Origin of the sequence: Paenibacillus cremeus (assembly GCF_007786445.1) — a bacterium.
In the GTDB taxonomy this organism is placed as follows: Bacteria; Bacillota; Bacilli; order Paenibacillales; family NBRC-103111; genus Paenibacillus_G; species Paenibacillus_G cremeus.
Window position 1 is genome coordinate 37,595 of sequence record NZ_VNJI01000046.1, and the last position, 24,241, is coordinate 61,835.

22 protein-coding genes, 1 tRNA gene and 1 pseudogene are annotated in these 24,241 nt (G+C 52.7%); 7 read left to right on the plus strand and 17 right to left on the minus strand.

All coding sequences use genetic code 11. The features are described 5' to 3' along the window. Positions 1 to 121 precede the first annotated feature (121 nt). Positions 122 to 1,660 (minus strand): hypothetical protein, encoded by a 1,539-nt coding sequence (locus FPZ49_RS26635; protein WP_144852900.1) that lies wholly within the window; start codon positions 1,658 to 1,660, stop codon positions 122 to 124. A gap of 307 nt (positions 1,661 to 1,967) precedes the next feature. Between FPZ49_RS26635 and FPZ49_RS26640 the strand changes: the two genes are divergently transcribed. Next, positions 1,968 to 2,276 carry a helix-turn-helix domain-containing protein gene (locus FPZ49_RS26640; protein ID WP_261381640.1) on the plus strand — a complete coding sequence of 103 codons (309 nt, stop codon included), beginning with the start codon at positions 1,968 to 1,970 and terminating at the stop codon, positions 2,274 to 2,276. 99 nt (positions 2,277 to 2,375) lie between these two features. After that, positions 2,376 to 3,560: a tyrosine-type recombinase/integrase gene (locus FPZ49_RS26645; protein WP_144852902.1), complete on the plus strand. Its 1,185-nt coding sequence runs from the start codon at positions 2,376 to 2,378 to the stop codon at positions 3,558 to 3,560. A 184-nt stretch (positions 3,561 to 3,744) separates the two neighbouring features. Here FPZ49_RS26645 and FPZ49_RS26650 read toward each other — a convergent pair. Next, positions 3,745 to 3,817, minus strand: a tRNA-Ala gene (locus FPZ49_RS26650). Between the two features lie 96 nt (positions 3,818 to 3,913). Then, positions 3,914 to 4,396, minus strand: coding sequence for a transcriptional regulator NrdR (gene nrdR, locus FPZ49_RS26655; RefSeq protein WP_144852904.1), 483 nt, complete (start codon positions 4,394 to 4,396; stop codon positions 3,914 to 3,916). Between the two features lie 99 nt (positions 4,397 to 4,495). Between nrdR and FPZ49_RS26660 the strand changes: the two genes are divergently transcribed. Then, positions 4,496 to 4,708 carry an alpha/beta-type small acid-soluble spore protein gene (locus FPZ49_RS26660; RefSeq protein ID WP_144852906.1) on the plus strand — a complete coding sequence of 71 codons (213 nt, stop codon included), beginning with the start codon at positions 4,496 to 4,498 and terminating at the stop codon, positions 4,706 to 4,708. A gap of 94 nt (positions 4,709 to 4,802) precedes the next feature. Here the strand turns inward: FPZ49_RS26660 and FPZ49_RS26665 are convergent, their stop codons facing one another. The 5 genes from FPZ49_RS26665 to polA form a co-directional block, all read right to left on the minus strand. Continuing rightward, on the minus strand, positions 4,803 to 5,387 hold the full coding sequence (locus FPZ49_RS26665; RefSeq protein WP_144852908.1) for a lytic transglycosylase domain-containing protein: 585 nt from the start codon (positions 5,385 to 5,387) through the stop codon (positions 4,803 to 4,805). Continuing rightward, positions 5,384 to 5,980: a dephospho-CoA kinase gene (coaE, locus tag FPZ49_RS26670; protein WP_144852910.1), complete on the minus strand. Its 597-nt coding sequence runs from the start codon at positions 5,978 to 5,980 to the stop codon at positions 5,384 to 5,386. The genes FPZ49_RS26665 and coaE overlap by 4 nt, the downstream gene beginning before the upstream one ends. A 47-nt stretch (positions 5,981 to 6,027) precedes the next feature. Continuing rightward, positions 6,028 to 6,732: an MntP/YtaF family protein gene (locus tag FPZ49_RS26675; RefSeq protein WP_144852911.1), complete on the minus strand. Its 705-nt coding sequence runs from the start codon at positions 6,730 to 6,732 to the stop codon at positions 6,028 to 6,030. A gap of 133 nt (positions 6,733 to 6,865) precedes the next feature. Next, positions 6,866 to 7,726: a DNA-formamidopyrimidine glycosylase gene (gene mutM, locus FPZ49_RS26680; protein WP_144852913.1), complete on the minus strand. Its 861-nt coding sequence runs from the start codon at positions 7,724 to 7,726 to the stop codon at positions 6,866 to 6,868. 22 nt (positions 7,727 to 7,748) lie between these two features. Further along, positions 7,749 to 10,439 (minus strand): DNA polymerase I, encoded by a 2,691-nt coding sequence (gene polA / locus FPZ49_RS26685; RefSeq protein ID WP_144852915.1) that lies wholly within the window; start codon positions 10,437 to 10,439, stop codon positions 7,749 to 7,751. Positions 10,440 to 10,627: 188 nt separating this feature from the next. Here polA and FPZ49_RS26690 point away from each other — a divergent pair, with 188 nt between their 5' ends. Further along, positions 10,628 to 11,413, plus strand: coding sequence for an HAD family hydrolase (locus FPZ49_RS26690; protein WP_144852917.1), 786 nt, complete (start codon positions 10,628 to 10,630; stop codon positions 11,411 to 11,413). On the opposite strand, the gene FPZ49_RS26695 is transcribed toward FPZ49_RS26690, so the two are convergent. The 8 genes from FPZ49_RS26695 to FPZ49_RS26730 all read right to left on the minus strand — a co-directional run bounded on the left by FPZ49_RS26695 (position 11,389) and on the right by FPZ49_RS26730 (position 21,617). After that, positions 11,389 to 13,215 carry a GGDEF domain-containing protein gene (locus FPZ49_RS26695; RefSeq protein ID WP_186446122.1) on the minus strand — a complete coding sequence of 609 codons (1,827 nt, stop codon included), beginning with the start codon at positions 13,213 to 13,215 and terminating at the stop codon, positions 11,389 to 11,391. The two genes, FPZ49_RS26690 and FPZ49_RS26695, sit on opposite strands and share 25 nt — an antisense overlap. Before the next feature lie 124 nt (positions 13,216 to 13,339). Next, a complete protein-coding gene (locus tag FPZ49_RS26700) occupies positions 13,340 to 15,181 on the minus strand; it encodes a cache domain-containing sensor histidine kinase (RefSeq protein WP_144852921.1) in 1,842 nt (613 codons plus the stop codon). Beyond that, positions 15,182 to 16,201: a response regulator transcription factor gene (locus FPZ49_RS26705; protein ID WP_144852923.1), complete on the minus strand. Its 1,020-nt coding sequence runs from the start codon at positions 16,199 to 16,201 to the stop codon at positions 15,182 to 15,184. A gap of 16 nt (positions 16,202 to 16,217) precedes the next feature. Further along, positions 16,218 to 17,792, minus strand: a complete 1,575-nt coding sequence (locus tag FPZ49_RS26710) for an extracellular solute-binding protein (RefSeq protein ID WP_144852925.1) — start codon at positions 17,790 to 17,792, stop codon at positions 16,218 to 16,220. Positions 17,793 to 17,810: 18 nt separating this feature from the next. Further along, positions 17,811 to 18,680, minus strand: a complete 870-nt coding sequence (locus tag FPZ49_RS26715) for a carbohydrate ABC transporter permease (RefSeq protein ID WP_144852927.1) — start codon at positions 18,678 to 18,680, stop codon at positions 17,811 to 17,813. A 39-nt stretch (positions 18,681 to 18,719) separates the two neighbouring features. Beyond that, positions 18,720 to 19,676 (minus strand): ABC transporter permease, encoded by a 957-nt coding sequence (locus FPZ49_RS26720; protein ID WP_144852929.1) that lies wholly within the window; start codon positions 19,674 to 19,676, stop codon positions 18,720 to 18,722. 146 nt (positions 19,677 to 19,822) lie between these two features. Further along, positions 19,823 to 21,022: a glucuronate isomerase gene (locus tag FPZ49_RS26725; RefSeq protein ID WP_144852931.1), complete on the minus strand. Its 1,200-nt coding sequence runs from the start codon at positions 21,020 to 21,022 to the stop codon at positions 19,823 to 19,825. A gap of 157 nt (positions 21,023 to 21,179) precedes the next feature. Continuing rightward, complete coding sequence (locus tag FPZ49_RS26730; RefSeq protein WP_144852933.1) at positions 21,180 to 21,617, minus strand: protein-tyrosine phosphatase family protein; 438 nt, start codon at positions 21,615 to 21,617, stop codon at positions 21,180 to 21,182. Between the two features lie 142 nt (positions 21,618 to 21,759). On the opposite strand from FPZ49_RS26730, the gene FPZ49_RS26735 reads away from it, so the two are divergent. Both FPZ49_RS26735 and FPZ49_RS26740 read left to right on the plus strand, forming a co-directional pair. Continuing rightward, complete coding sequence (locus FPZ49_RS26735; protein WP_144852935.1) at positions 21,760 to 22,581, plus strand: MBL fold metallo-hydrolase; 822 nt, start codon at positions 21,760 to 21,762, stop codon at positions 22,579 to 22,581. A gap of 65 nt (positions 22,582 to 22,646) precedes the next feature. Beyond that, positions 22,647 to 22,790: pseudogene (locus FPZ49_RS26740) on the plus strand (NADP-specific glutamate dehydrogenase); the annotation flags it as partial. A gap of 71 nt (positions 22,791 to 22,861) precedes the next feature. On the opposite strand, the gene FPZ49_RS26745 reads toward FPZ49_RS26740, so the two are convergent. Next, complete coding sequence (locus tag FPZ49_RS26745) at positions 22,862 to 23,629, minus strand: hydroxypyruvate isomerase family protein (protein ID WP_144852937.1); 768 nt, start codon at positions 23,627 to 23,629, stop codon at positions 22,862 to 22,864. A gap of 152 nt (positions 23,630 to 23,781) precedes the next feature. Between FPZ49_RS26745 and FPZ49_RS26750 the strand changes: the two genes are divergently transcribed. Beyond that, positions 23,782 to 24,084 carry an IDEAL domain-containing protein gene (locus tag FPZ49_RS26750; protein ID WP_144852939.1) on the plus strand — a complete coding sequence of 101 codons (303 nt, stop codon included), beginning with the start codon at positions 23,782 to 23,784 and terminating at the stop codon, positions 24,082 to 24,084. Positions 24,085 to 24,241: the final 157 nt, after the last annotated feature.

A 24,241-nucleotide genomic window follows, 5' to 3' on the forward strand; every position in this document is an offset into this window, starting at 1 on the left:
CGCTTGGCAGAAAAAAAGCAAGGGCTGAAAATCACTCCCTCGCTTCGCATAGGTCGTACTGGTGTAAGTCAAAGATGGCACTTAACTGAGACTCCGCTCCTTGACCGGTCTCGTATGCTTTTTATCCCACCACAGCATGTGCCCTATAAAGGGGGTTTTTGACGCCTAAAAATCGATTTTGTTTCCGGTAGCTGGTGTCCACTTCGATCTTTGTTTCATGCTCGATTTCAACAATCTCCGTTTGAACAAGTTTGTAGGTAGGTAGCTTTGCGTGCTCGCCTCTTGAGTCATCATACGTGATGATACCGTTTTTTTTAAGCTGTAGGAGATGACGTTTCAAGCTGCGTTCTGCAAATCCCTCCCCGACCAATTGTGCGATGAGATCCTTTTGAAATATTTGAACTTCCCCGCCGTGAGACCGAATGAATTCGAGAATGGCATTGATCGTTTGATTTTTGTTCTTTCGGTATTTCCCCTTACGCTTGTCCACTCGCCTCGCGTACCCATAGATATTGAGCGGAAACTCGATGCCGGTGAGCGCCTCGATATATTCGCGTTTGGGACCATAAAATTTCTCCGAGTACGCCTGCCGAATTGCCTTTAGGACCTCAGAAGGGTAAAACGGCTTGATGCCCAATTTTCTAGCCTGGTCGTACCATTCGCCCATCAAAAATGCAGACGCCTCGTCTTTTGTCTTGCCCATGGCATAAAAGAGAAGCGCGAGAGTAAGTGCTGCTTCGTTTCTGCGTCCGTTGAAATTACAGCCCATCAACGCCACAATCGCATCATGCTTCCAAATCTGCTCCGCTTTAAAATTGACGTATTTGCTGTCTTCCCGTTCTTTCACCGAGTTGTCCCTTAGATCCTTGATCCAACGTTCTTTCAGTTCATCCATGTTATGGATTGTTAATCCGAACGACCACGCTTTCTTACAAAGGTAAAATGGATGGTGTGCGCCAAGTGCCCCAAGGTCGGTCCCGATTTTTTCCGCATAATATCGCTGGATCTTCTCATAAAGATAGATGCTTTTCGTATGCCCCGTCATTTCGGTATGCGCTACGTACACATGGTAATTACCTACGGTTCGTGACGGAGCGACCATGGAGGGCTCCAAGCCTTCATTTGTGAAAATTTGGTACACTTCTTGTGGTAAGAACGCCCGTCCGTCCGAACGGCGCAGTTCGAAGTCAAACACCATCCAGCGCAGATGCCGGAGATTTTCTTTGTTTTGATCCTGCCACTTAAAAAAACCATTAGGGATGAAATGGGCAGCCCAATCTACGTATTTCATCAGGGTTGTTTCAGACGAGCAGGACTTGACATGCCGCATGTTAGCGTAGATCATAAAGTATCGATCCTTTTTGCTAAATCCATCTCGAACGATCGTTTTCAGAAATTGTTTTGTGCTGATTATCTCGCCGACCCGCTTACATCGGATATCGTCGTATTTGTCCGTGAGTTGTCCTTTGAAGACTCGGATCCGCCACTTACCTTTTCCAATTTCTTCCGAAATTTCGGTGTGATCCCTGTACCTGCTAATGGTTACATTATCTTTTTTCGTTGTTTCGACAAGCACAAACAACCCCTCCTCAACGCTGCAAGCCAGCAAATTGAAAGGTTGTGGATACGCTCGATTGAGGCTAACAGATTGAAGAGGCATGTCCACCACCGAGTATTGCTTGCGCTCGGTTTACCTTCCAACGAACCGTTGAAAACGAATTCAGATAGTCCTTCTTGGAAGGGGGCAAAAAAAAGAGCCTTACATTGTTGAAATACAATGTAAGGCTCTTCGTCTAACATGAAGCTATACAGTAAATGATCAACTTCCAATGATATAAAAATATTTATTGAAATAACTCAAAATAGCACTAGTCTTTTTTGGAGATTGTCGCTATACTGCCTATGCCTTAAAAAAAGGCTGATTTGAAAAAGCACAGAAATTATCAGATTAACGGGGGAATGTTACAATGGCAAAATCGGTAAAAATGCAAATTGAGGATCACCGTCAGGATATTGCGTCTCATTCGGATTATGTTGAAGTGACTAAATCCAATAAAAAGAAAAAAAAGCCTATTGTCGATATCGACCAGCTTCCGGCGGTGATGATGGTTGAAGATGTTCAGGCGTTTTTACGCATTGGGCGTCCACAAACTTATAAGCTGGTAAGCGAGGGGAATTTCCATTCTGTAAGAATCGGAAGAACAATACGAATTAGCCGTGACTCGTTCATTAATTGGTTCCAGGGGCAAGCGGATGGGATTATCGATTATCCTTGATGGAGGGAATTGGCTGCATACAATTACGGGGCTACGTTGTTATAATAAATGCTATGTTTTTTAGCTATCTACAATAATAAATTAGGAGAGTGAATCGGTATGGCTAGAGGGAAAAAATATCCTGGGGTCTACGAAAGGAAAGATACGGATGGCAGATCATTTTATTATATGATCTCCGTAAAAGATCCAGGTACCGGGAAAAGAAAACAGAAAAAATATGGTGGTTTCTCTGACCCTGAAACAGCCTATAAGGAATATATCGATACAAAAAACAAACAAAATAAAGGTTTGTACATTGAACCAACTAAACTTACGTTAAAAGAGTGGCTAGATCTATGGATTACTGAAAAACAATTAAACATATCTCCTGTAACGATCCAAAATTATAAAAACCGAATCAAACACATTGTAGAGGCTATCGGTTCTGTTGAATTATTCAAGATAACAAAAGAAACACTAATTCATTTTCATAGCGAGTTAAATCAAAAAAATAAGGTTATTTTTAAGCGAAACAAATATGTAGATACAAACACAAAGCTTTCTGAGCGAACAGTTTATGATACCCTAAAGGTGCTAAAGATGGCTCTAATACAAGCTTATACCGATGGAAAACTCCCAAAGGATATCGGCAGGACATACAAATTATCCAAAGCAACCCAAGAAGAACAGACTATATTAAAAATTGGGGAAATCAAGCGATTTCTAGATGCAGCTAAAGGTGACCGAATGTATTGCGCAATTTATTTAGGATTAACTACCGGTATGCGTGAGTCTGAGATTCTTGGTTTAAATTGGAAAGATATTAATTTTGATGATAAAGTCATCTACATTGTACGACGACTTCAACGAATAAACAACAAATGGGTAATTAGATCAGGTACAAAAACCAAAGCTGGGACTCGCCCCGTTGAAATCGATGATGATATCATAAAAGTACTGATGCACCAGAGAAGACTAATCGAAAGCGAGAAAAAATTTGGACAAGACTTATACAAGGACACTGATTTAGTATGTCCAACTAACTTGGGTACTCCCATGAACCCGAGTAATTTACGGCGCAGTTTGTATCGTATCTTTAATAAAGCGGGTATTCCAAAAGTTACTTTTCATGAATTAAGACACAGCCACGCAACACATTTACTTCAAGCCGGCGTAGATGTCAAAACTACATCGCATCGTCTTGGTCATTCTTCTATAAGGACGACACTAGATATATATCAGCATGTTATCCCAGGTATGCAAAGAGAAGCTCTTGAAAAATTGAGAAAACGAATATCTAATTAAGCACGAACAACTCGTTGTTCGTGTTTTTTATTTCTTTTTATTTTTTATTATCTTTAATTATTTTATGTGCTCTCTTGTAACTCTCTAGTCGTAAAAAAAGCTATTGTTACCGCTTTGTTACCACAGAGAAAGAAAATCCCTAAGTAAAAGAAGAAAGCCCCTGATCTATCAGGGGTTTCGTGTATGGAGCCTAGGGGGATCGAACCCCTGACCTCATCGCTGCCAGCGATGCGCTCTCCCAGCTGAGCTAAGGCCCCATGCTATATGAATGCTGCCGTTTCGGCGGCGACAAAAAGTAATATACCACAGCCTAACAAAGCTTGTCAACGAGATTTTAAGGCCCGGTATTGGTACTACATTTTGCCGCTGTCCCCGCCGACCTGATGCTTGGATAACAGCCCGTTTAGTTCCTTCATAAACATGTTGATATCCTTAAACTGCCGGTACACCGATGCGAAACGGATATAAGCGACTTCGTCAACCGGATACAGCTCGCTCATCACGATCTCGCCAATCTCCCTGCTGTCGACCTCGGCTGAAGCGGTGTTGCGTACCTGCTTCTCCACCTCAGAGACGATCATCTCGAGACGCTCGACCGAAACGGGCCGCTTCTCGCAAGCTCGAATCAAACCGCGCAGCATCTTCTCCCGGCTGAATTCCTCCCGGCTGCCGTCCTTCTTAATGACGATGAGCGGCGTCTCTTCGACCATCTCGAACGTAGTGAAGCGCTTCTGGCACTTCTCACATTCTCGGCGGCGACGAATCGATTTATTCTCATTGGCAGATCGCGAATCGAGCACCTTAGTGCCTGAATATTCGCAGTAGGGGCATTTCATTGTGATTGCCTTCCTTTCCTGAGTTCCCAACGAATCCCTGTTATGAGTTCCACGCAAAAGCACATAATAGGATTACCAACGACGAGGAGGTGAACAGACATGGCTAACAACAACAATCAATTGGTAGTACCACAAGCTAACGCCGCTTTGGATCAACTGAAATACGAGGTAGCTAGCGAATTGGGGATTGCGATCCCACAAGACGGTTACATGGGTAACATGGCTACTCGTGACGCTGGGTCGATCGGTGGTAACATTACTCGACGCCTGGTGCAGATCGCCGAGCAATCGCTTGCCGGTCAATTCAAATAATAACATGTTTTAGGGAATACGCAAGAAGTATTGGACAACCGCTTCACTCGAAGCATGTCCAATGCTTCTTTGCTTTATTCTACGTAAATCGGCTCTACCTGCTCTGCCACTCATCGGCATACAATTTGTGGTACTTGTTATAATAATACGTAACGCGCTGGACATAATGCCGGGTTTCTCCGTAGGGGATCATATCCGCATTCTGCAGCGTTCCGTCCCATTCATGCTCCTGAAGCCAACGGCTAACTTTGCCGTGACCTGCATTATAGCCGGCAATGACGGCCGTGGTGTTGCCGCCAAACTGCTTGTGCATCCAGCTAAGGTACCAGGTCCCAAGCTCGATGCTGACCGCAGGAACGTCAAGCTGCTTGCGGTAGCTGTCGTTGAACGAGCCCTTCTCAATAATCCAATCCGACGTATCCGGCATAAGCTGCATAAGGCCGTAGGCTCCTTTTTTGGACTGCGTGCCGACCTGGAAATTCGACTCCACCCGCATCACAGCCGCGATTAAGAAAGGATCCATCTGGTATTTCACCGCATTCTGGCGAATTTCTTGGGCATAGGGAATCGGATACAACAACCGCCCTACGTAGGAGCTGCTGAGGAACAACACGATCAGGAAGGTCAGCAGCAGCAAGGCATAGACCCGCTTTTTCCTCCAAAAGCTCCAAAAGCTCATAGCAGCCCCCTCTCCGTCCAAAACGTATCCACCTGGCGTTCCGTATCCTGGAGTGTGCCGGAATTATCAATGATCATATCGGCCATCGCCCGCTTGTCCTCGATAGGCAGCTGCGACTGCAAACGCTTCTCCGCCTGCTCCTCCGTTATGCCGTCTCGAATCATTAGGCGCTCCAGTTGTACGCTGCGCGGTACGTAGACGACCATCACCTGTGAGACCATCCATTGCAGCTTGGATTCATATAAAAGTGGAATATCAACCACGACCAGCTTGTCCGGGTGCAGCATCTCATACTCCTCCATCCGCGCACGTATGGTGGCCCGGATAGGCGGATGCAGGATTCCCTCCAGGTCGCTAAGCGCTTCCCGATTCCCAAAGACACGCTCACCCAGCTTCTTGCGGTGCAAGGAGCCGTCCGGCTGAAGCAGGTCGGCTCCGAAACGTTCAATCACTTGGGCTAAGACTGGGCTGCCTGGCTCTACGACTTCCCTGGCGATGCGATCCGCATCCACCAGCAGTGCGCCGCGGCCGACGAGCATGGCAGCCACGGTGCTTTTGCCGCAGGCGATGCCCCCGGTTAATCCGATATTCATGGACATCCCCCGATTTCTATGATGTAGTAGTGATATAAAGAAGTAGGTCAGAACAATTTCATGATACCCATGATAATCAAAACAAATCCGGGCAAAATGGAAAGTTTGCGAATCCATTTCAGCTCGGCAAAGCGGAATCCGATAGCGAGCCCCGTGCTGAGGAATGTGCCGCTGGCCAGCGCAATGACCGAAGCGGTCAGCCATGGCGTGAAGCCGAGCAGCGCAGCACCGATCCCGGCGCCGAAGGCATCGAGCGATAGCGCAAGCCCGAGCAGGGTCGCTTCATAAGGCGAGATGTTGCCTGACCGGTCCATATCCGCGATGGATGGGGTGCGTAAAATCTGGATCACCAGCCCAAACCGTTTCAGCTCGATGTACAGGACTTCCTTGGCTGTCGCAGGGGCCGATTCAGCAACGACCAGCGGAGCTGCATCGCCCGAAGGCTGCGATTCGCCCACATCGTCCTGCTCTGCATCCTCCCGCTTCTCGCTGAACATCTGATACAGCGCCCACACGCCGATCCCCATCAAAATCACGGCACCGACATCCTTGGCGGCCGACGGCGCAACAAAGCGGCTCATCAGCACACCAATCTGCATGGACAAGTAAATAATGACCCCCGACCAGCAGCAAATGATGGCAAGCGACGGCAGTGGAATCCGGATTTTGCGCAACCCGTACATAACTCCGACACCGAATCCATCCAAACTGACAGCAAACGCCAACAGCAATAATGAGACGACAGGCAGCATGCCCTTCCCTCCCTTACCTGTTGCAACGGAGCACCGAGCAAGCTGCCTCAGGCTCCGTCGCCTCTAATTGAGTTCACCCTTTACTATATGGGCGAATTGGGCGGTGGGTGCATTCCATGTCGTGACGAAATCGTTAAGCTTTAACGGCTTTGCTGCGTTTTTTTCGCTTCATAGGCTGGCATTTCGGGCAGAAGTGCGTACCGCGTCCGCCGACGACGGTCTTTTCAATCTCATGCCCGCAGGTCGGACAAGCCTCCCCCTTGCGGCCATACACTCTCAGCTGATGCTGGAACATCCCGATCTCGCCTTGTCCGTTCACGTACGATTTGACCGAAGACCCTCCCGCGGCCACAGCCTCGTTCAAAGTCGCCACAATCGCCTCGTAAAGCTTGACCAGCTCCGGCTTAGTCAGTGTATTCGCTTCGCGCTCCGGGTGAATCCCCGCCAAAAACAGCGACTCATCCACATAAATATTCCCGATCCCGACGATGTATTCCTGATTCAGCAGGAGCGGCTTGATCTTCGTCGTCTTGCTTCCGAGCTTCTCGCGGAACGCTTCGAAGGTGAACGCTTCGTCCAGCGGCTCCAGTCCCAGCTTGGCGAGCGGCTTCTCCGTCAAATCCTGATCCTTCGGAAAAATGTGCATCGTCCCAAACTGCCGCACATCCTTATATCGCAATTCCGTACCGTCCGTAAAATGAAACACGACATGCGTATGCGGCTCCATAGGCTCATCGTCCTTATAGACTCCGTAGCGCCCTTCCATCCGAAGATGGGAAACCATCGTGTAGTGATCGAACATAAAGCGAAGAAACTTGCCGCGGCGCTCAACCATTTGGAGGGTTTCCCCCTCCAGCAGCAGCGCGAACGCTTCGGTATCATCGGGCTTCTGAATGATCCGCTTCAGATGGACCGACACCCGGTCCACCGTTTTGCCGATCACCAATTGATTGAGCGTCCGCCGTACCGTTTCAACCTCCGGCAATTCCGGCATGCCTGAATTCCTCCTTACTCACTTACTTTGCCTCGTACCAGTTCAGGCCCGCGTCGACATCGACCTTCAGCGGCACATCGAGCTTCAAGGCGCCTTCCATGACCTCGGCAACGATGCGCTTCATCAGCGGCAGCTCGCTCTCCGGCACTTCGAATACCAATTCGTCATGCACCTGCAGCAGCATGCGGCTTTGAACGCCTTCCTGGCGCATCCGCTCGTCGAGCTGGACCATGGCCAGCTTGATAATATCCGCCGCGGTGCCCTGGATCGGGGAGTTCATCGCCGTACGCTCCGCGAACGACCGCAGGTTGAAATTAGAGGCCGTAATTTCCGGCAAATAGCGGCGGCGCTGGAGCAGAGTGCTCACATAGCCGTCCTGCCGGGCTTTTTTCACGATATCGTCCATATATCCGCGAACCCCTTGGAACACGGCAAAATATTGCTCAATAAACTGGCCCGCTTCCTTCCGGGTAATGTTCAAGTTCTGAGACAGCCCGAAATCGCTGATGCCGTAAACGATTCCGAAGTTGACGGCTTTCGCTTGACGGCGCATATTGGCATCGACGGCATCCTCGGATACTCCGAAGACGTCCATCGCGGTTTTGGTATGCACGTCCATATTGTTCTGGAACGCTTCGATCAGCTTCGGATCCTGGGCAATGTGCGCCAGCACGCGCAGCTCGATCTGCGAATAGTCGGCGGTCAGAATGTACCAGCCCGGCTCGGACGGCACGAATACCTTGCGGATCTTGCGGCCTTCCTCCAGCCGGATCGGAATGTTCTGCAGGTTCGGGTATTGGCTGCTGAGCCGCCCGGTCGCCGCGATCGTCTGCTTGTAGTACGTGTGCACCTTGCCGGTCGAAGGGCGAACCTCTTTGAGCAGACCTTCGACATAGGTGGATTGAAGCTTGGCGAGCGTCCGGTAATGTAAAATGTGGCCGACGATCGGATGGTGCGGCTCCAGCTTCTCGAGCACCTCGGCATCGGTCGAATAGCCGGTCTTTGTCTTTTTGACGGGGGGCAGACCAAGCTTCTCAAACAAGATTTCGCCGAGCTGCTTCGTCGAGTTAATGTTAAACTCCATGCCCGCCGCGTCATAGATCGCTCGCATGATGACCTCGAGCTGCTTGCCGAGCTCCGCGCCGTACGCCTTGAGCTCCTCCGCATCGACGCGGATCCCCTTGCGCTCCATCGAAGCCAGCACGAGCGCGAGCGGCAGCTCCAGATCGTAGAACAGCTCGTGCATGACGCTCTCTTCCAGCGCGGCCTTCAGCCGCTCGGTCAAGCCGTGAACGCCCGCCGCCTTGCGGCACATAAAGCGCGTCAGCACGTCCTGTGCCGGCACTTGAAACTTCGCGCCTTTGCCGAAAACGTCCTCATCCGCCGGCAAAGACGGCAGCCCATAACGGGCAGCGAGCCCGTTCAAGGTGAGCGCCGACTCCGTCGGGTCGAGCAAATAGCCGGCGAGCAGCACGTCGAAGCCCACCCCGCGCAGCTCGATGCCCTGCCACGACAGCGCCACGACGGCGCGGTGCAGGTCATAGACGGCGACGGACTTCGCGTCCGACTCCAGCCAGTCGCGAACGGCACGGGCAGCGTCCAGCTGCAGCAGCGCGAACGGCGCATAGTAGCTGACGCCGGCTTCCGGCGCGAAGAAGGCCAGCCCCAGCACCTCGGAGTTGTGCGGGTTGTCGCCGATCACTTCCACGTGCACGGCCTGTACTGTCGAAAGCGCCTGAACCAGCACGTCCAGATTGCCCTCCGTTACCTCGACAACTTCCAAGGCCGCCGCTTCAGCTTCCACAGCCTCCGTCGCAGCACCGCCTTCTAAGCCGCCGGTACTTCCAGCGCTTGGTAAATCGAGCCGCTCCAAGAGCGACTTAAACTCCAGCTTGCGGAACATGTCGCCCAAGGCTTGTCCATCGTAGCCATCATACTTCAGCTCTTCCAATGGCATATCAACCGGCACCTCGCGGTAGATCGTAGCGAGTTCCTTGCTCATCCGGGCGTCATCGGCGTGTGCGGCAACCTTCTCGCCCATTTTCCCTTTGATCTTGGACGCGTTCTCCAGCACCTTCTCCACCGAGCCGTACTCGTGCAGCAGCTTAAGCGCTGTCTTCTCGCCCACCCCAGGAATACCCGGGATGTTATCGCTTGTATCGCCCATAAGCCCTTTGAGATCGATGATCTGCAGCGGCTTCAGGCCATACACCTCATCAATATGCGCCGGGTTGAACAGCTCGATTTCGCTGATGCCCTTGCGCGTGAGCGCGATGCTCACCTGCTCGGAGGCCAGCTGCAGCATGTCTTTATCCCCGGTCACGACGGTGACCTCGATCCCGCCCTTCTCATCGGCGATGCGCGTCATCGTTCCGATGATGTCGTCCGCCTCGTAGCCTTCCAGCTCGAACTTGCGGATGCCGAACGAGTCAAGCAGCTCCCGCAGCAAGGGAAATTGCTCGGAGAGCTCGGGAGGCGTTTTCTCCCGTCCGCCTTTATACTCTGCATAGCCTTTATGTCTGAACGTGGTTTTCCCGGCGTCGAACGCGACCAGGAAATGCGTCGGTTTGTGTTCTTCCAAGAGCTTCAGAAGCATCGTTGTAAAGCCGTAGACCGCATTGGTATGCAGTCCTTTCGAGTTGCTGAGCGGCGGCAGTGCAAAAAACGCCCGATAGGCGATGCTGTTGCCGTCAATCAAGATCAGCTTGGACACCTGCTACACCCCATTTTTCAAATCGGTAAACAACTATTATACATGATAGCATGCGGGCTAGGTAAAAAAAAGCTTCGCAACTCCTATGTAAATCAGGGGTGACAGCCGCCCCCGCGGCATAAAATGTAGTATCGCGATCCATCCTGCCATCCCCATTGGGGTCCGGGTGGAGATCGGAGGAAGTCCGTATGAAAGATCAAGAAAACGTTCGACTGGAGCCTCATCGGCTTCACGGCAAGCAAGCGATTTTTTTCGATGTAAATCAGACGCTGGTTCAGCAGGGCTTAAGCTTCGAGGTATGCTTCAAGCAGGTGTGGGAGGAGTATGCCGGCCGGTGGCTTCAAGACGAGCCTATTCCCGCCGATCGGCTGTGGGGAGAGTACAATGTCCGCTGGCAGCAGCGCAAAAAGATCCGCGCCACCTTCAAGCAGCTCGATGCGCTGCAGCAGCAATGCTTGCGGGAGGCGTTCCACGTCATGAGCATCCCGGTCTCCGCGAGTATGCCCCAGAGCTTCCTTCTGGAGGTGCGGAGGCTGCAAACCAGTGCCAAAACGACCGCGCCGGGCACGATTGAAACGCTGGATGATTTATCACGGCACTACATGCTGGCCATTATCAGCAACAGTCCGCGGGGGGAGGTGCTACAGCTGCTCGAGCGGTTCGGGCTGGCGGTGTTTTTCCCGATCGAGCGCATCTTCACCGCGCAAAAGCCGGTGGACAAAAAGCCGGCGCCCTATCTGTTCCGAGGCGCACTCCAATCGCTGCAGCTGGCTCCCCGGCAAGCCGTCATGGTAGGCAACTCATGGAAGCACGATGTATGCGGAGCGGTGAAAGCGGGCATGGATGCCATCTGGCTCCAAGCCAGCTCAGGCACGGCTAGAAGCGAAGCAACAAAAATATCCCAGCAGAGGCTGGGAAAACGAACTGTATTCTTGGTCCAAGCGCTGGATCAGCTTCCCGAGCTATTGACTTGAAGCTGATCGGCCTCGGTAAGCAAAGGCACACCGATCTTGTGGGAGCACATCACGCTGCCGCGGTGTGCTTTGGCTTGTTTTTTCAGCTTGGCGGCCGTCAGGGAAATTTGCTCCATCGAAACCGGCACGGCGGTCTCGCACACGACTAGAGACAGCGATAGCGTTACACCCTCGCTCTCCACTCGGTTGCCATTGCGGTCCTCGACGTAGGTCCACTCTTGCTCCTCATAGAACACGCCGACGCCTTGCTCGAAGCGGCGCAGAATCTCACTCCCCAGCTTTTCCGGATCGTGGCAGACGGTCATGGCAATCAGATCATCCCCGCCGATATGACCGACAAAATCATACGGCTCCCCGAGCACCCCTACCGCCTGCTGAATACAGTCCGCCGTGAACTGAATGAGCTGGTCTCCTTTATGAAACCCGTACCGGTCGTTGAACCATTTGAAATAATCCAAGTCGGCGTACATGACGGAAAAGCGCTTTCCATCGGACAAGCGTTTGGTCAGCTCGCGGTGAATCTGCATGTTGCCGGGCAGCCCCGTCAAGGGACTGGCGACCTTGGCGTTCTCCATGCGAGCGTTCGTGATGCATTCCAGAATGGCGCGAATCGAGGCGGCGCCGCGAATACGGCCTTCTGATGTAATGACCACAAAGTCATACAAGTTGTTAATATCGCGGGAGGTCGCCAGCTGCGATACCCGCTCCACCGGGGTCTGCTCGTCCACAATCAGCGCCTTGCCGTCCATCACCTGATCGATCGTCCGGTTCCAGAACAGCGAGTAGCCATATTGGCCGGCCAGCTGCTGAAACAGCCGATCCCGCATAATGAGTCCAATCGGCTTTTGGTCCGTTACGATGACCGCTCCGAGCGCCGTGACATTCTTATTGAAGTAGCTGGCGACCGTCGATATCGGCGTTTTGCCATCGAAGCACGGACAGGGCGAAGCCAGGTCGCCGATCGCCCATACGCTGCCGGCCGTTTCATAATTTTTGCGGTGCCGGGCAATGTTCTCCCTGATTTCCGGCTTAAGACTAACTTCCCGTTCGCTTGGCCGCCCCAGCAGGTAGCCTTGTCCATAGTGAATGCCCATCCGGGTCAGCTTCATCAGCTCTTCCGACGTTTCAATCCCTTCGGCGATGATGAAAATATCCAGCTTCTGCGCGAACGCCAGCATCGTTTCGAGAATGTACTCCTTCGTCTTGCTCAGGTGGACCTCCCGAATGAGGGATCGGTCCATTTTGATAAAATCGGGCTGCAGCTCGGCAATCGCCTGCAGCGAGGAATACCCCGCTCCCGCATCATCAATGGCAATCCGGTAGCCCTGCTGCCGGTAATGATCCAAGATCCGCTTCGCCGCACCAAAGTCCTCGATCGACGTCCGCTCCGTAATTTCGAATACCACATTGCCGGGCGCAATCCCCCGCGCTTCCAGCAGCTTGAGGGTGTTGCCCGGAACGAAACGGGGATCCTGCAAAATGTGTGCGGACAGATTCAAAAACAGCAGCTGGTCTTCCTTGCGGATGAAGGAGCCTTGAATTGCCTTTTCCCTGGCCAGCCTTTCGAGCGGATACAGTAGTCCGACCTCTTCCGCGCGCCCGAACAGCTCCAAAGGCGAATGCAGCTCGCTGTTCTCTGGCCCGCGGGACAACGCCTCATAGCCAAACACCGTACCGTCAATCAGCGAAACGATCGGCTGAAATAAGGTGGCGATGGCTTGCTGCTGCAATATATCCAGAAGCTCGGCACGCGCCAATGCCCCATGCTTCCCGCTTGTAATATGGATCCGGTGTCTAGCCACTCTCATTCTCCTGTATGTTCCTAAGTGTTTGACTTAAGCGTAGCATAGGAATTTTATCCTAGTGTTAACGTACCGGTATCGGATTGTTAAAATTGCGTAAACGTCGCTCCTGCACGAGCTTTTCTTAGGCTCCGAGCGCGATTGCCGCCTTCCGCCGGTCCATAGCCGGCATATACATCATCATCCTGGTGCCCCGCTCCGGCTCGCTGTCGATCTGCAGGCCGTACTCGTCGCCGAACACCATTTGAATGCGGCGGTGCACGTTCAGAATGCCGATGCCGCCCTTCTTGCCCGCCCCATCCGCCTCTCCGTCCGCCAGCCGGTTCGCGCTCAGCTTCTCCCGCAGCTCGGCCAGCTTGGACGCCGTCATCCCGGCGCCGTTATCCTCCACGCTGACCCAGAACAGCCCGTCCTCCGTTTCTCCAGCGTCGATGCGAATCCAATGATAATCCTCTACGCCGTCCGGGAATGCGTGCTGGAATACATTTTCCACAAGCGGCTGCAAAGTGAGGCGCACCATCTGGTAGAGCAGCAGCTCCGGCTTAATCGCCACATCCAGCTCGAACTCCCGCCCGATGCGGTGGTGCAGCACGACCATGAAGTACATCACGTGCTTGAGCTCGTTGGCAACCGTAATCTCCTCCAGGTTCGTCTGCACCGAATAGCGCAGCATGTAAGCGAGCGATTTGACGATCTCGGAGATTTCCTCCGAATCTTGAATCACCGCATAGCAAACGATCGTCTCCAGCGTGTTGTACATAAAATGCGGATTAATCTGCAGCTGCAGGGACTGGAATTCCGCCTGCTGGCGCTCCATCTGGATCACCTGATTTTTCAGCTCGGCCTCGTACACCTTCTCCACCAGCTCGGACAGCTGCTGCACCATCCGGTTGTAGCGCATCATCAGCTCGACGATTTCATCGCTATGCTCAGGCAGCGGAATGGTCGCCCAGTTCCCCTTCCCCGTCTCGCGCATCCCGTTCTTCAGCACCTGGATCGGTACGGTAATCGATCGGCCGAAGCGGTAGGCGATTCCGAGCGCCAGCACCAGCGTGAACAGCCCGACGACGATCGTCGTCAGCCGAATGTTCGATACCGGCTTGCGAAGCTCGCTCTTCGGCATGGACACGACGAGGCTCCAGCCGGAGTAATCGGATTTGCGAGCCATGTATACCCGGTCCTCGCCCTGGTCCGAATCCTCGAAGAGCTGCTGGCCGCTTGCGGTGATTTTGTGCTTCAGCGGCTCCGGCACCATCGTTCCGACCCGATCGGTTTGCGGATGGTACACGATCTGCCCGTTCTCGTCCATGATAAAAAAGTAACCGTTCGCGCCCAGATCAATGCCCTTCCACAGTGCGGACAAATCGGCCGACCGCACCTCGATCGCCAGCAGCCCTTGCGGTACCGGAGAGGAGAGCCCGCGGATTTGGCGGACGAGCGTGATCATTTGATTTTTCTGGTTGCTCAAGATGCTGTTGTTCAAAATGCCGAGCAGTCCCTCGTTATTCGTATGGGCGCGGAAATAATCCAGCTGACTCTTGACTTCATCGGCGCTGAACGACTGCTCCGGCACATCGCTGAAATAGTACACCGCGTTGCCTTTGAAGCTGATGACGTAGATGGAGGCGATCTCCGGGTTGCGGATGAACAGCGGATCGACGCCGATTTCGCGGATCAGCTTGCGGTACCGGTAATACTCGTACTCTTCGAGGTTGCCCGGAAGGTCGACGAACTCTTTTACCTCCCGGTTGGTCAAGAGGGAAACTAGCGAGCGCTCATACCCCTTCAAATAAGAGTCGGTATGATGCACCGCATTGCCCACAATCTGCGTCATTTGGTTGCGAACCAGCACATCGAGCTCCTGCGAAGACGTCCGATAAGAGAAAAAGCCGACGCTCGCAAGCGACAGCACAATGACGATGAGAAAATAAACATAGAGTTTGCGGTACAAGCTTCTTCGCTTCATTTATTTGATCCCCAACGCGGTGCGGTAATCGGACGGCGAGACACCGACGATCTTCTTGAAGGTTTTCGTAAAATGGGGGTAGTCGTCATAGCCTACCTCGCTCGCGACATCGATAATCCGGATATGCGGGACGGACAGCAGCTCCTTGGCCTTCTCCATCCGTTTGTTGATCCGGTACTGCACGAACGTTTCGCTCGTCATCTTCTTGAACAAGGCGCTAAAATACGTCGGTGTGAGGCCGATCATCGCAGCCACCTGATCCAACGAAATTTCTTGCGACAGCCTACTGTCGATATACGCCTTGGCTTCCTCCATCGGATCTCTGTAATTGCCGCTTCGCACCAGCATCAGCGACTGCTCCATCTGACGCAGCCGAGCTTCAAAGCTGTCTAAGAGCTCATTCATCCCTCCGCCCGGCAGCGCATCCCGATGATAGTCCGGCGAAAAATTGCGCGCTTGAAAGCGTTTAACCAAGAGGGCGATGCAATCCTCGAGCAGCTCCTTCAGCTGGCTGATGGTCAGCTCCGTCGACAGGCACGATTCTCTCCACTCCCGCAGCACGCCAAACAGCTCCTCCCGCTGCATCGACCAGATGCAGCTCTCGAGCCGGTCGATCGTATCCACGTAGCGCGCAACGGAGACGTAGCTTTTGGCGGATTTGCGGATCAGCTTGTCGAGCACCTCGTGAACGTCGCTCTTCGTCACCGGCTTCAGCAGGTAGTGCTTGACGCCATAGCCGATGCACTTCTGGGCATATTCGAAATCGTTATAGCCGGAGATAACAACCGTTTGAATTCGGGGATAATGCTCATGCATCGCTTGGCATAGCCCCAGTCCGTCCAGCTTCGGCATGCGGATATCCGTCAGCACGAAATCCGGCTCCGCCTCGCGGATGCGTTCGAGCGCTTCCTGTCCGTTGTCCGCGGTCCGGATGCTCTTGAAGGCGGGGGCGTACGCTTCGGCCATCTTGAGAAGGCCCATTCGGATTATCGGTTCATCATCGACGATCAGCAGCTGCATAGGTGGTCTCCTTTTTCTAGTCCTGATAAAAGTTGACGATGCCTTCCTTCTTCCAGTATCGTTCGTTCGCTTCTTCCAGCAGCTCCTTGCCGCCCTTCGCCTTATATTCCTCGATGACCGCAGGCCATTCGGAGATCGGCTCCTTGCCGTAGATCATCTTGATCATATGGTCCAAAATCAGCTTCGGTATCCCATCCTGTCCTTGCGGGGCAATGTCCGGGTACTTCGCAAACGCGGTCAAATCGGGGTTGAAGCCGATGCCGGGCAAGCCCTCTTTCAGCAGCACCGTATCGAGCGCCTTCAGCGTATCTCTGCCGTTCTGGTCGAGCTCGAGCCGCATCCGGGTCGCCGTCCCATCGTGCGCGCCCCACAGCATTCCGCTTCGCCAGCCCTCTTCTTCGATCTCCTCTTTGGTCTGAGGTATTTTGTAGTTGATCTTCCCGTTCTCCACGGTATAGTTATCTCCTTCAATCCCGAAGGTGAAAAACTTCTCTGCGTCCTCCGTCGCCATCCAGTCGAAGAAATGCAGAATGCCCGGGATCGCGTCCGGCTTCACATTTTTATTAATGTAAAATGCGTTGACCACCGGCGTGTAGTAAAAGTAACCGCCCTTACTTTCGGGACCGGTTGGCGAGGCAATGATGTCCACCGTTGCTTTCGGCTCCACCTGCTGAATGGAGGTGCGAAAATCGACCAGCGCCGTCGCGTTGGAGGACCACATCCCAGCCTTGCCGCTGCGAATAAATTTATAGTAGTCCGTCGAGGAGATCGTGGCAAAATCTTTGGCGATCAGCCCTTCCTCCACCATCGTCTTATACACCTGAAGCGCTTTCTCTATATTCTCCACGTCAAAAAACTTCGGCACGACTTGTCCGTTCACGACTTCGAACTGATCCCTGTAAGGGAGTACGTCGTATGCCCCGAGGATGAGATCGGCATATTTCAAATTTTCCCGCATCTGATACGGATGCTCGATCCCCATGCGCTTGAATGCGCGGAGTACCTCCAGCATTTCCTCGATCGTCCGTGGCGGCTGAAGGCCCGCCTTCTGCAGCAGATCCGTGCGGATAAAGGTCGCGCGCCGAGACTTGTTGGACAAATAGGTAGGAATCGCGTAAATTTTGCCGTTGTAGGAGACGGCGTCCCAAGCTTCCTTCGGGATCATGCTCAGCAGCTTCGGTGCATACTGCTTCAGCGCATCATCCAGCGGCAGGAACATGCCGGCCTCCACGGAGCCCGACATCGTTTTGCTGGTCGGCGTGCCGTTGCTTCCCACGACATCGGGAATGTCGTTGCCCGCAAACATGATCGGCATTTTGCTTTCCTCGATCACACGCACCTTCAGCTCGGTATTCGTTTTTTCCCCCAGCTTGGTAATCCACTTGTCCTTGCTCAAATCGGGAATGCGGGAGAAGTAGCCCGTATTCGTGGTCGTCATATAAGCGATGGAAAATTTCGTCGCGGGCGGCTTTCCGGACTTCGGATTGGCAGACATGACGTCGTCCGGTGCCTGGTTCCTGGTGTTGCAGCCGGCGATCGAGCCGATGAGCACGACCCCAGCGGCCGCCGTTAGGGCAAGGCGCTTGTTCATAGCAGACCCCTCAATGACTTAGGACTTTATTGATCCGACCAGCATCCCTTGGATGAAATGCTTTTGCAAAAACGGATAGACGAGCATGATCGGAAGGGTGGCGAAGACGATCACCGCCATCTTGATGCCCTCCGGCGACAGCTGCGCCATCAGCTCGGAGGTAACGTCCGACTGACCGTAGTTATCGGTAATGATGATCTCCCGCAGCCGCACCTGAAGCGGAATCAGCGTGCGTTTGTCGATGTAGTACACCGCCGCCGAATACGCATTCCAGTTGGCAACGGCATAGATAATCCCCATCGTCGCCATCGCCGGCTTCGACAAAGGCAGCACGATGTGCCGAATCAGGCGGAATTCGCCGCAGCCGTCGATTTTCGCGGAATCGAACAGCTCGCTGGGCAGATTCATGAAAAAGGAGCGCATCACGAACAGGTTAAAGGCGCTGATCGCCGTTGGAAGCATGAGCGCCCACAGCGAATTGAGCAGCCCCAGCTGCTTGATCAGCAAATAGTTGGGAATGAGAGGCGCATGAAAAATAAGCGTGATCAAGATCAGGATCAAGATCGGCTTGCGCCCGTCGTATTCTTGTCTGGATAGCGGGTACGCCAGTGAGGCGGTCGCCGCCAGGTTGATTAAGGTCCCACAGACCGTGATGATGATGCTGTTCTTAAAAGCATACCATATGGACGGGTCGGCCAAAAGCAATTTATAATTGCCAAACGTTAGGTCCACCGGCCACAGCCCGACCTTGCCCGTATTGATGGCGGCGCTGCCGCTGAGCGACTGCGCGATGACATGCACGATCGGAAGAATCATGGATAGGCTGATTAGGGTCATGAGTAAGATATTAACTTTTTGAAACGTGCGTTCTGCTTGGCTGACGATCATGTGCGCTTCACCTCATTTGTTGCACCTGTTACAGCAACATTAATAAAGACTTTCCCCGGTTGTTTTCTTGCTGAGCGTATTGCCCAGAACGATCAATAGGAAGCCGACGACGGATTTGAACATCCCGATGGCGGTCGTGTAGCTGTACTGTCTGTCCACCAGCCCCGCTCTGTACACGTACGTGTCGATGATTTCCCCATTCTCGCTGTTGAGCGGATTGAGGAAAATAAATACCCGCTCAAAGCCGAAATCGAGGAAATTCCCGATATGAAGCAGGAACAAAATCGTAATCGTCGGCAGGATGCACGGAATCGTAATCGAGAGCGTCTGCCGGAGCCGTCCAGCGCCGTCGATGACAGCCGCTTCATACAGATCGGGATTAATGCCCGCAATCGCCGCCAAATAAATGATCGTTCCCCAGCCGCTGTCCTTCCAGATGCCGGAGCTGACCAAGATGCTGCGGATATAGTCGTTGTCGCCCAGAAAGTAAATCGGCTCGATCCCAAAGGAAGACAACACGTGATTGACAAAGCCCGTCGTCGGAGACAGCAAGCCTACCAGAATCCCCCCCACGATGACCCAAGAGAGAAAATGCGGCAAGTAAACGACGGTTTGCACCAGCCGCTTGAACACGGCGATCCGAAGCTCATTAAGCAGCAGCGCAAGCACAATCGGAATCGGGAACGCAAAGATAAGGTCGTAGAAGCCGATGATGAGCGTGTTTTGGAGAATGGTCATAAACTCGGTGTAAGCGAACATGCGTTTAAAGTGCTCCAAGCCGACCCATGGACTGCCCGTGATGCCTCTAAAAATGTTGTAGTTCTGAAATGCAATGACCGATCCGAGCAGTGGAATGTATTTAAACACCAGAAAAAAGAAGATGCCGGGAATCGAGATGAGATACAGCGCCCAATGCTTTTTTCGGTGAGCCCATTTTGCACTGCTGGTCTTATGGTGCAGGGTGATGCGGTCGGACGCGTACATTTTGCTTGCCATGGTTCCCCTCCTATGCTGCAACTGCAATCGAAATTCAGCGATTTCAGTTGTCAGCAGTTGTAAGCTATACTACTTTGTTTGTACTAAGATCATACAATGGGAATCGGAAGGGCTCCATGGCGTATCTTTTTGCAACCTGTGTTTTTTTACGAATTATGAAAGCGGTATCTTTCTGCAGCACTATCGTACAGCCAAGCTTTGGCCACCTCGATGGCCAGCTCCCGGTCGATCCACCCGGACTGGATGCGCTCATATAAAAACTCGCCCAGCAGCCGCTTCACGAGCAAAATTTTGCCGTAGCTCCATTCGATACAGCGCGCATCGGAGGCGATCAGCGAGCTGTTCATGCTAGGCAGCGCCTCCAGTCGATACTGCATGCAGTCGCGGTAGGTGCTGGCCCGGAAATTGAACCACCACAGTCCGCCAACGTGGACATTAGGGAAATTCCAAGCCGCTTGCACTACGTCGAGGTTATTCAACTCGGAGGCGACGACAAGCTCGAAGCGGCACGCGTACCGGTCAAATAGCGCCGACAGCTTCAAAATTCGCTGCGGGTCGTTCACGGGTACGGCCGTGCCGCACCATGAGCGCTCCACACCCAGGAATAGCTGGACTAGCATGTCGTTTTGCTCGGCGATTTCGCATACGGTATGCAGCAGCAGCATCAAGATTTGGTCCGGCGTCGAGGCCTTGGACAGGCTGTAGCTATCGTTGGCGCTGGACGCATAGCCCGGCAGCGTCGTCATAATACCGGGGCAGCCCATCTGATTGTAGCTGAGCAGCAGCTGCTTCAACTCGTCCTGAATCGCCTTGAATTGCTGCTGCGGCTCCTCCGCCTGCCCAATCGTCCTCACCCACTCGTTCAGCTTACCGTCGATTCGGGGGATGACGATGGCGCTGCGCCGCATCTCTTGAAAAGCCGCATGCTCGGGTATGTTGGTTACGAACGCTTGAATGCTGAGCCGATCCGCAACCAGCTGCGCCCAGCCCTCCCGCTCGCTCGAGGCTCTGACCGCTGCATCTGCCTCCCGAATCGACTGCTCATCCTTGAGTTCGATTCCATACAGTGTTTTGAAAATCTGCGTCAGCACCCAGTTCATCAGCGTGTTCCGCGTCGCGCGGTAGGCCTTCAGGAACGCCGCGATGCGCTCGTCCTCCGGCAGTTCCGTCGCTTGCTTCGGGTAGCCTACAGCCTGCATCTCTTTGTTTAGCCAAAAGTAATGGGCGATCTCCCAGAAATCACGGGCGCGCAGCCTCTCCCCCACCAGATGCGTGTGCGTGTCCAGCACATCCAAGCGCATGATTTCCTCGATTAGCGATTCTCGTTCCATTTGCAGCATTGACATGGTAGCTCCAGCTCCTCTTTCGGTTCGGGATAAACATCTTGGGTTTCTCTCAGCATAGACATCCTAACAGGCGACCGGGATTGAAATCCTTACGCTCGCCTGTGTTTTTTTATGATGGGGTAAAAAAATAAGACTGCCCCGCTGGACAGCCTCTCACTTACTTATCAAATAACTTTTCAATCGCCTCGCGCTGATTCGGCTTGATGTTGATGCGTGGACGGATGCTCGTGGCTAGCGCCTCGGCTTCCGTGATCGTCCGGCTTTTCCCCAATCGGATCAAGGTTCCAACTGCTACGGCTCCCGTTCTGCCGCCAGCTCCGGCACAGTGAAAGCCGACTTTTTTCCCGCTCTGATAGGCTTCAATCACCTTATTGATCGCCTGATCGAACAAGACATCCTGCGGACCTTCCGCCTGATCGCCCAATGGGACTTGAATCCACTCCACGGGCGCGCCTGGAAACGCACATTCCGTGGCTTCTCCGCGCAAGTCGACGATGACTTCAACGCCTTCGTTTTTCACCATGTCTTCTACATCAGCGGCACCGCCCATAAAAATCTGTTCGTCGATCAAGCTCTGATAGTTCTTGGTCGTCATAACGGCATGCTCCTCTACTAGTTCCTAAATCAACATATTAATCCAAATACGGATGCTAAGCAAAGAAAGATCTCATAAAATAAGTAGATAAGGAAGCTTCATTTTTCATCCCATCCCCTGCTATTGAGGAAGGAGAACTACTATGACCTATTTCATTTGTACCACTTGCGGAACGCAGCACTCCCCATCGGTAGAACCGCCTGCCCGCTGTGCAATTTGCGAGGATGAACGCCAATACGTACCTCTAACCGGACAAGCTTGGACGACGCTGGAGCTTATGAGGGAAAGCGGTCGCTATTCCAACGTCATCTCGCAGGATGAAACCCATCTGTACAGCCTTCGGACGAACCCGGGCTTTGCGATCGGTCAAACCGCTTATCTCGTTCAAAACGATGGCTTTAACGTGTTATGGGACTGTATTTCCTATTTGGATGCTGAAACCTTAGCTCAAGTTCAGGCATTAGGCGGAGTTCAGGCAATCGCTTTATCCCATCCCCATTTTTATTCCTCGCAAATCGAATGGGCGAATGCGCTGGACGCACCGGTGTACATCCATGAAGCGGACAAGGAATGGGTGATGCGGCCTAGCGAGAGAGTAGTGTTCTGGACAGGTGATACGCTCGAGTTGGCGGATGGACTGACCTTACACCGTTTAGGCGGTCATTTTCAGGGAGGCTCGGTGCTGCACTGGGAAAAAGGGAATGAGAGCAAGGGAGTGCTTTTGACCGGCGACACCATTCAGGTCGTAGCGGATCCCCGATGGGTGAGCTTCATGTACAGCTACCCGAATCTCATCCCCTTGCCTGCTGCAAAGGTCGAAGAAATTGCGAGTAACGTAAAAAGACTGCCATTCGATCGACTATACAACGCTTTTCATAAGATTGTACTTGAGGATGCGAATGAAGCCGTACAAAGATCGGCCAAACGATACGTGGAAGCGTTGAAGGGGAATTGGTCCACGTAAGCCTAGGATTCGAGCAAACCTTCAAAAACTCCCTTACAGGACAGTCGATCGGCGGGCAGCGTGCGCTCCATACGATCATGAAAAATATTTACAAAAACGCCGTCCAAGCGGCCGAGGAGTACGGTCATCCGGGCAACCTCGTGGTAGGCGCCAATATTGCGGGCTTTATCAAAGTAGCCGATGCGATGCTTGCCCAAGGGCTGGTTTAGGATCATCGAGTTTAAATGAAGAAAACGTCTCTGCTCCAGTCACATGACAGGAACAAAGACGTTTATTTTTTCTATCCCGCAAATTGCTCTAAGAAGCGCTGCAAGCTCTGCCTTGCATCTGTGAGTGGAAAATATTCCAGCCCGACATAGCCAGTGTAGCCTGTGTCTCGGATCGCCTGAAGCACGTTGGGATAATGAATTTCTCCCGTACCCGGCTCATGACGCCCCGGATGGTCCGCCAGATGGAAATATGCGATTTTATCCATATTGGACTTGATCGTTGGGATGAGATTGCCCTCGGAAATTTGCTGGTGATAGATGTAATAGACGATTTTGACCTGCGGGCTGCCCACGGCATCGATGATTTCAAAAGCTTCGTCCGAGCGCTCAAGATAGTAGCCTTTATGATCGAATTTCGTATTCAGCGGTTCGACGATGAGCGTCACATCAGCCGCTTCTTCCAAATAAGGAGCTGCTGCCTTCAGACCGGCGATGAGGCTTTGCTGCTGCTGCTCCCGAGGCACCTCGGGAATGTAATTCCCCGTCTGGCTGATCAAATACCGGCAGCCCAAGCGCTGAGCGACCGCGAGGCTTTCCTTCAGCCCTTCGAGATACGCATTTCGCTGACTCGGATCAACTAAAGAGATGATTCGCGTACACATGGACGCCAGCGTCAGGCCATGCCGTTCCTTCGCCTGCTGCAGTGCATCTAGGTCCCGATTCCACCAGCCCCAGATTTCAAAAGCGCTGAAGCCGAGCTCATGAAGCATACCCAGCTTCTCCTCGATGCTCCTATTCGTTTGTCTGAACACCGCGTCGATGGACGGGGAAAAAATCATCGTGCACCTCTCCTTAAGTAGGTCAGATGCTTGGATTTTACCATGGAACAATTTGTAATTAAAGCAGGAGAATTTTTCATCTTAGTCGAACATCATTTAAGTCAGAAACCGTTTACATTGATGTTTAAAGCTGCGCCCGGGGAGCCTCACACATGTACATTTCTTTTTATTTGAAGCTGCAAGAAGGCGATCATTATCAAATCAAGCATCCCGAACATCCATACTACGGACGAATCGTTCGGTTTAAGCAGTTGGAATATGCGATGCAGCTGCCGCTTTTCGTTTTCGAGACGCTGGATAGGGAACGGGTTGTCGCCAGCTGCGAAACGCAGTTCGAAGCGCTGCCTCATCCGGAGAGCCTGCGATTCATGATCGACTTGGCCTTGCAAACCCGAGATGAAGCATGGTTCCGGGAGCTTGTCCACCGGCTGCAGCAGGCAACACAGGGTCGATAAGCAAGCGCATGAAAAAAAAGCCCCTTAGGGCTTTTTCAGGCTGTCGAGAAAGTCTCTCGATAGCCTTTTTAATAACCATAAAATTTAACACGACACCGCGTTAATGTGATATAATTGAGTTACTACTTACGAACGGATGGTGCTTGTTATGCTTCGC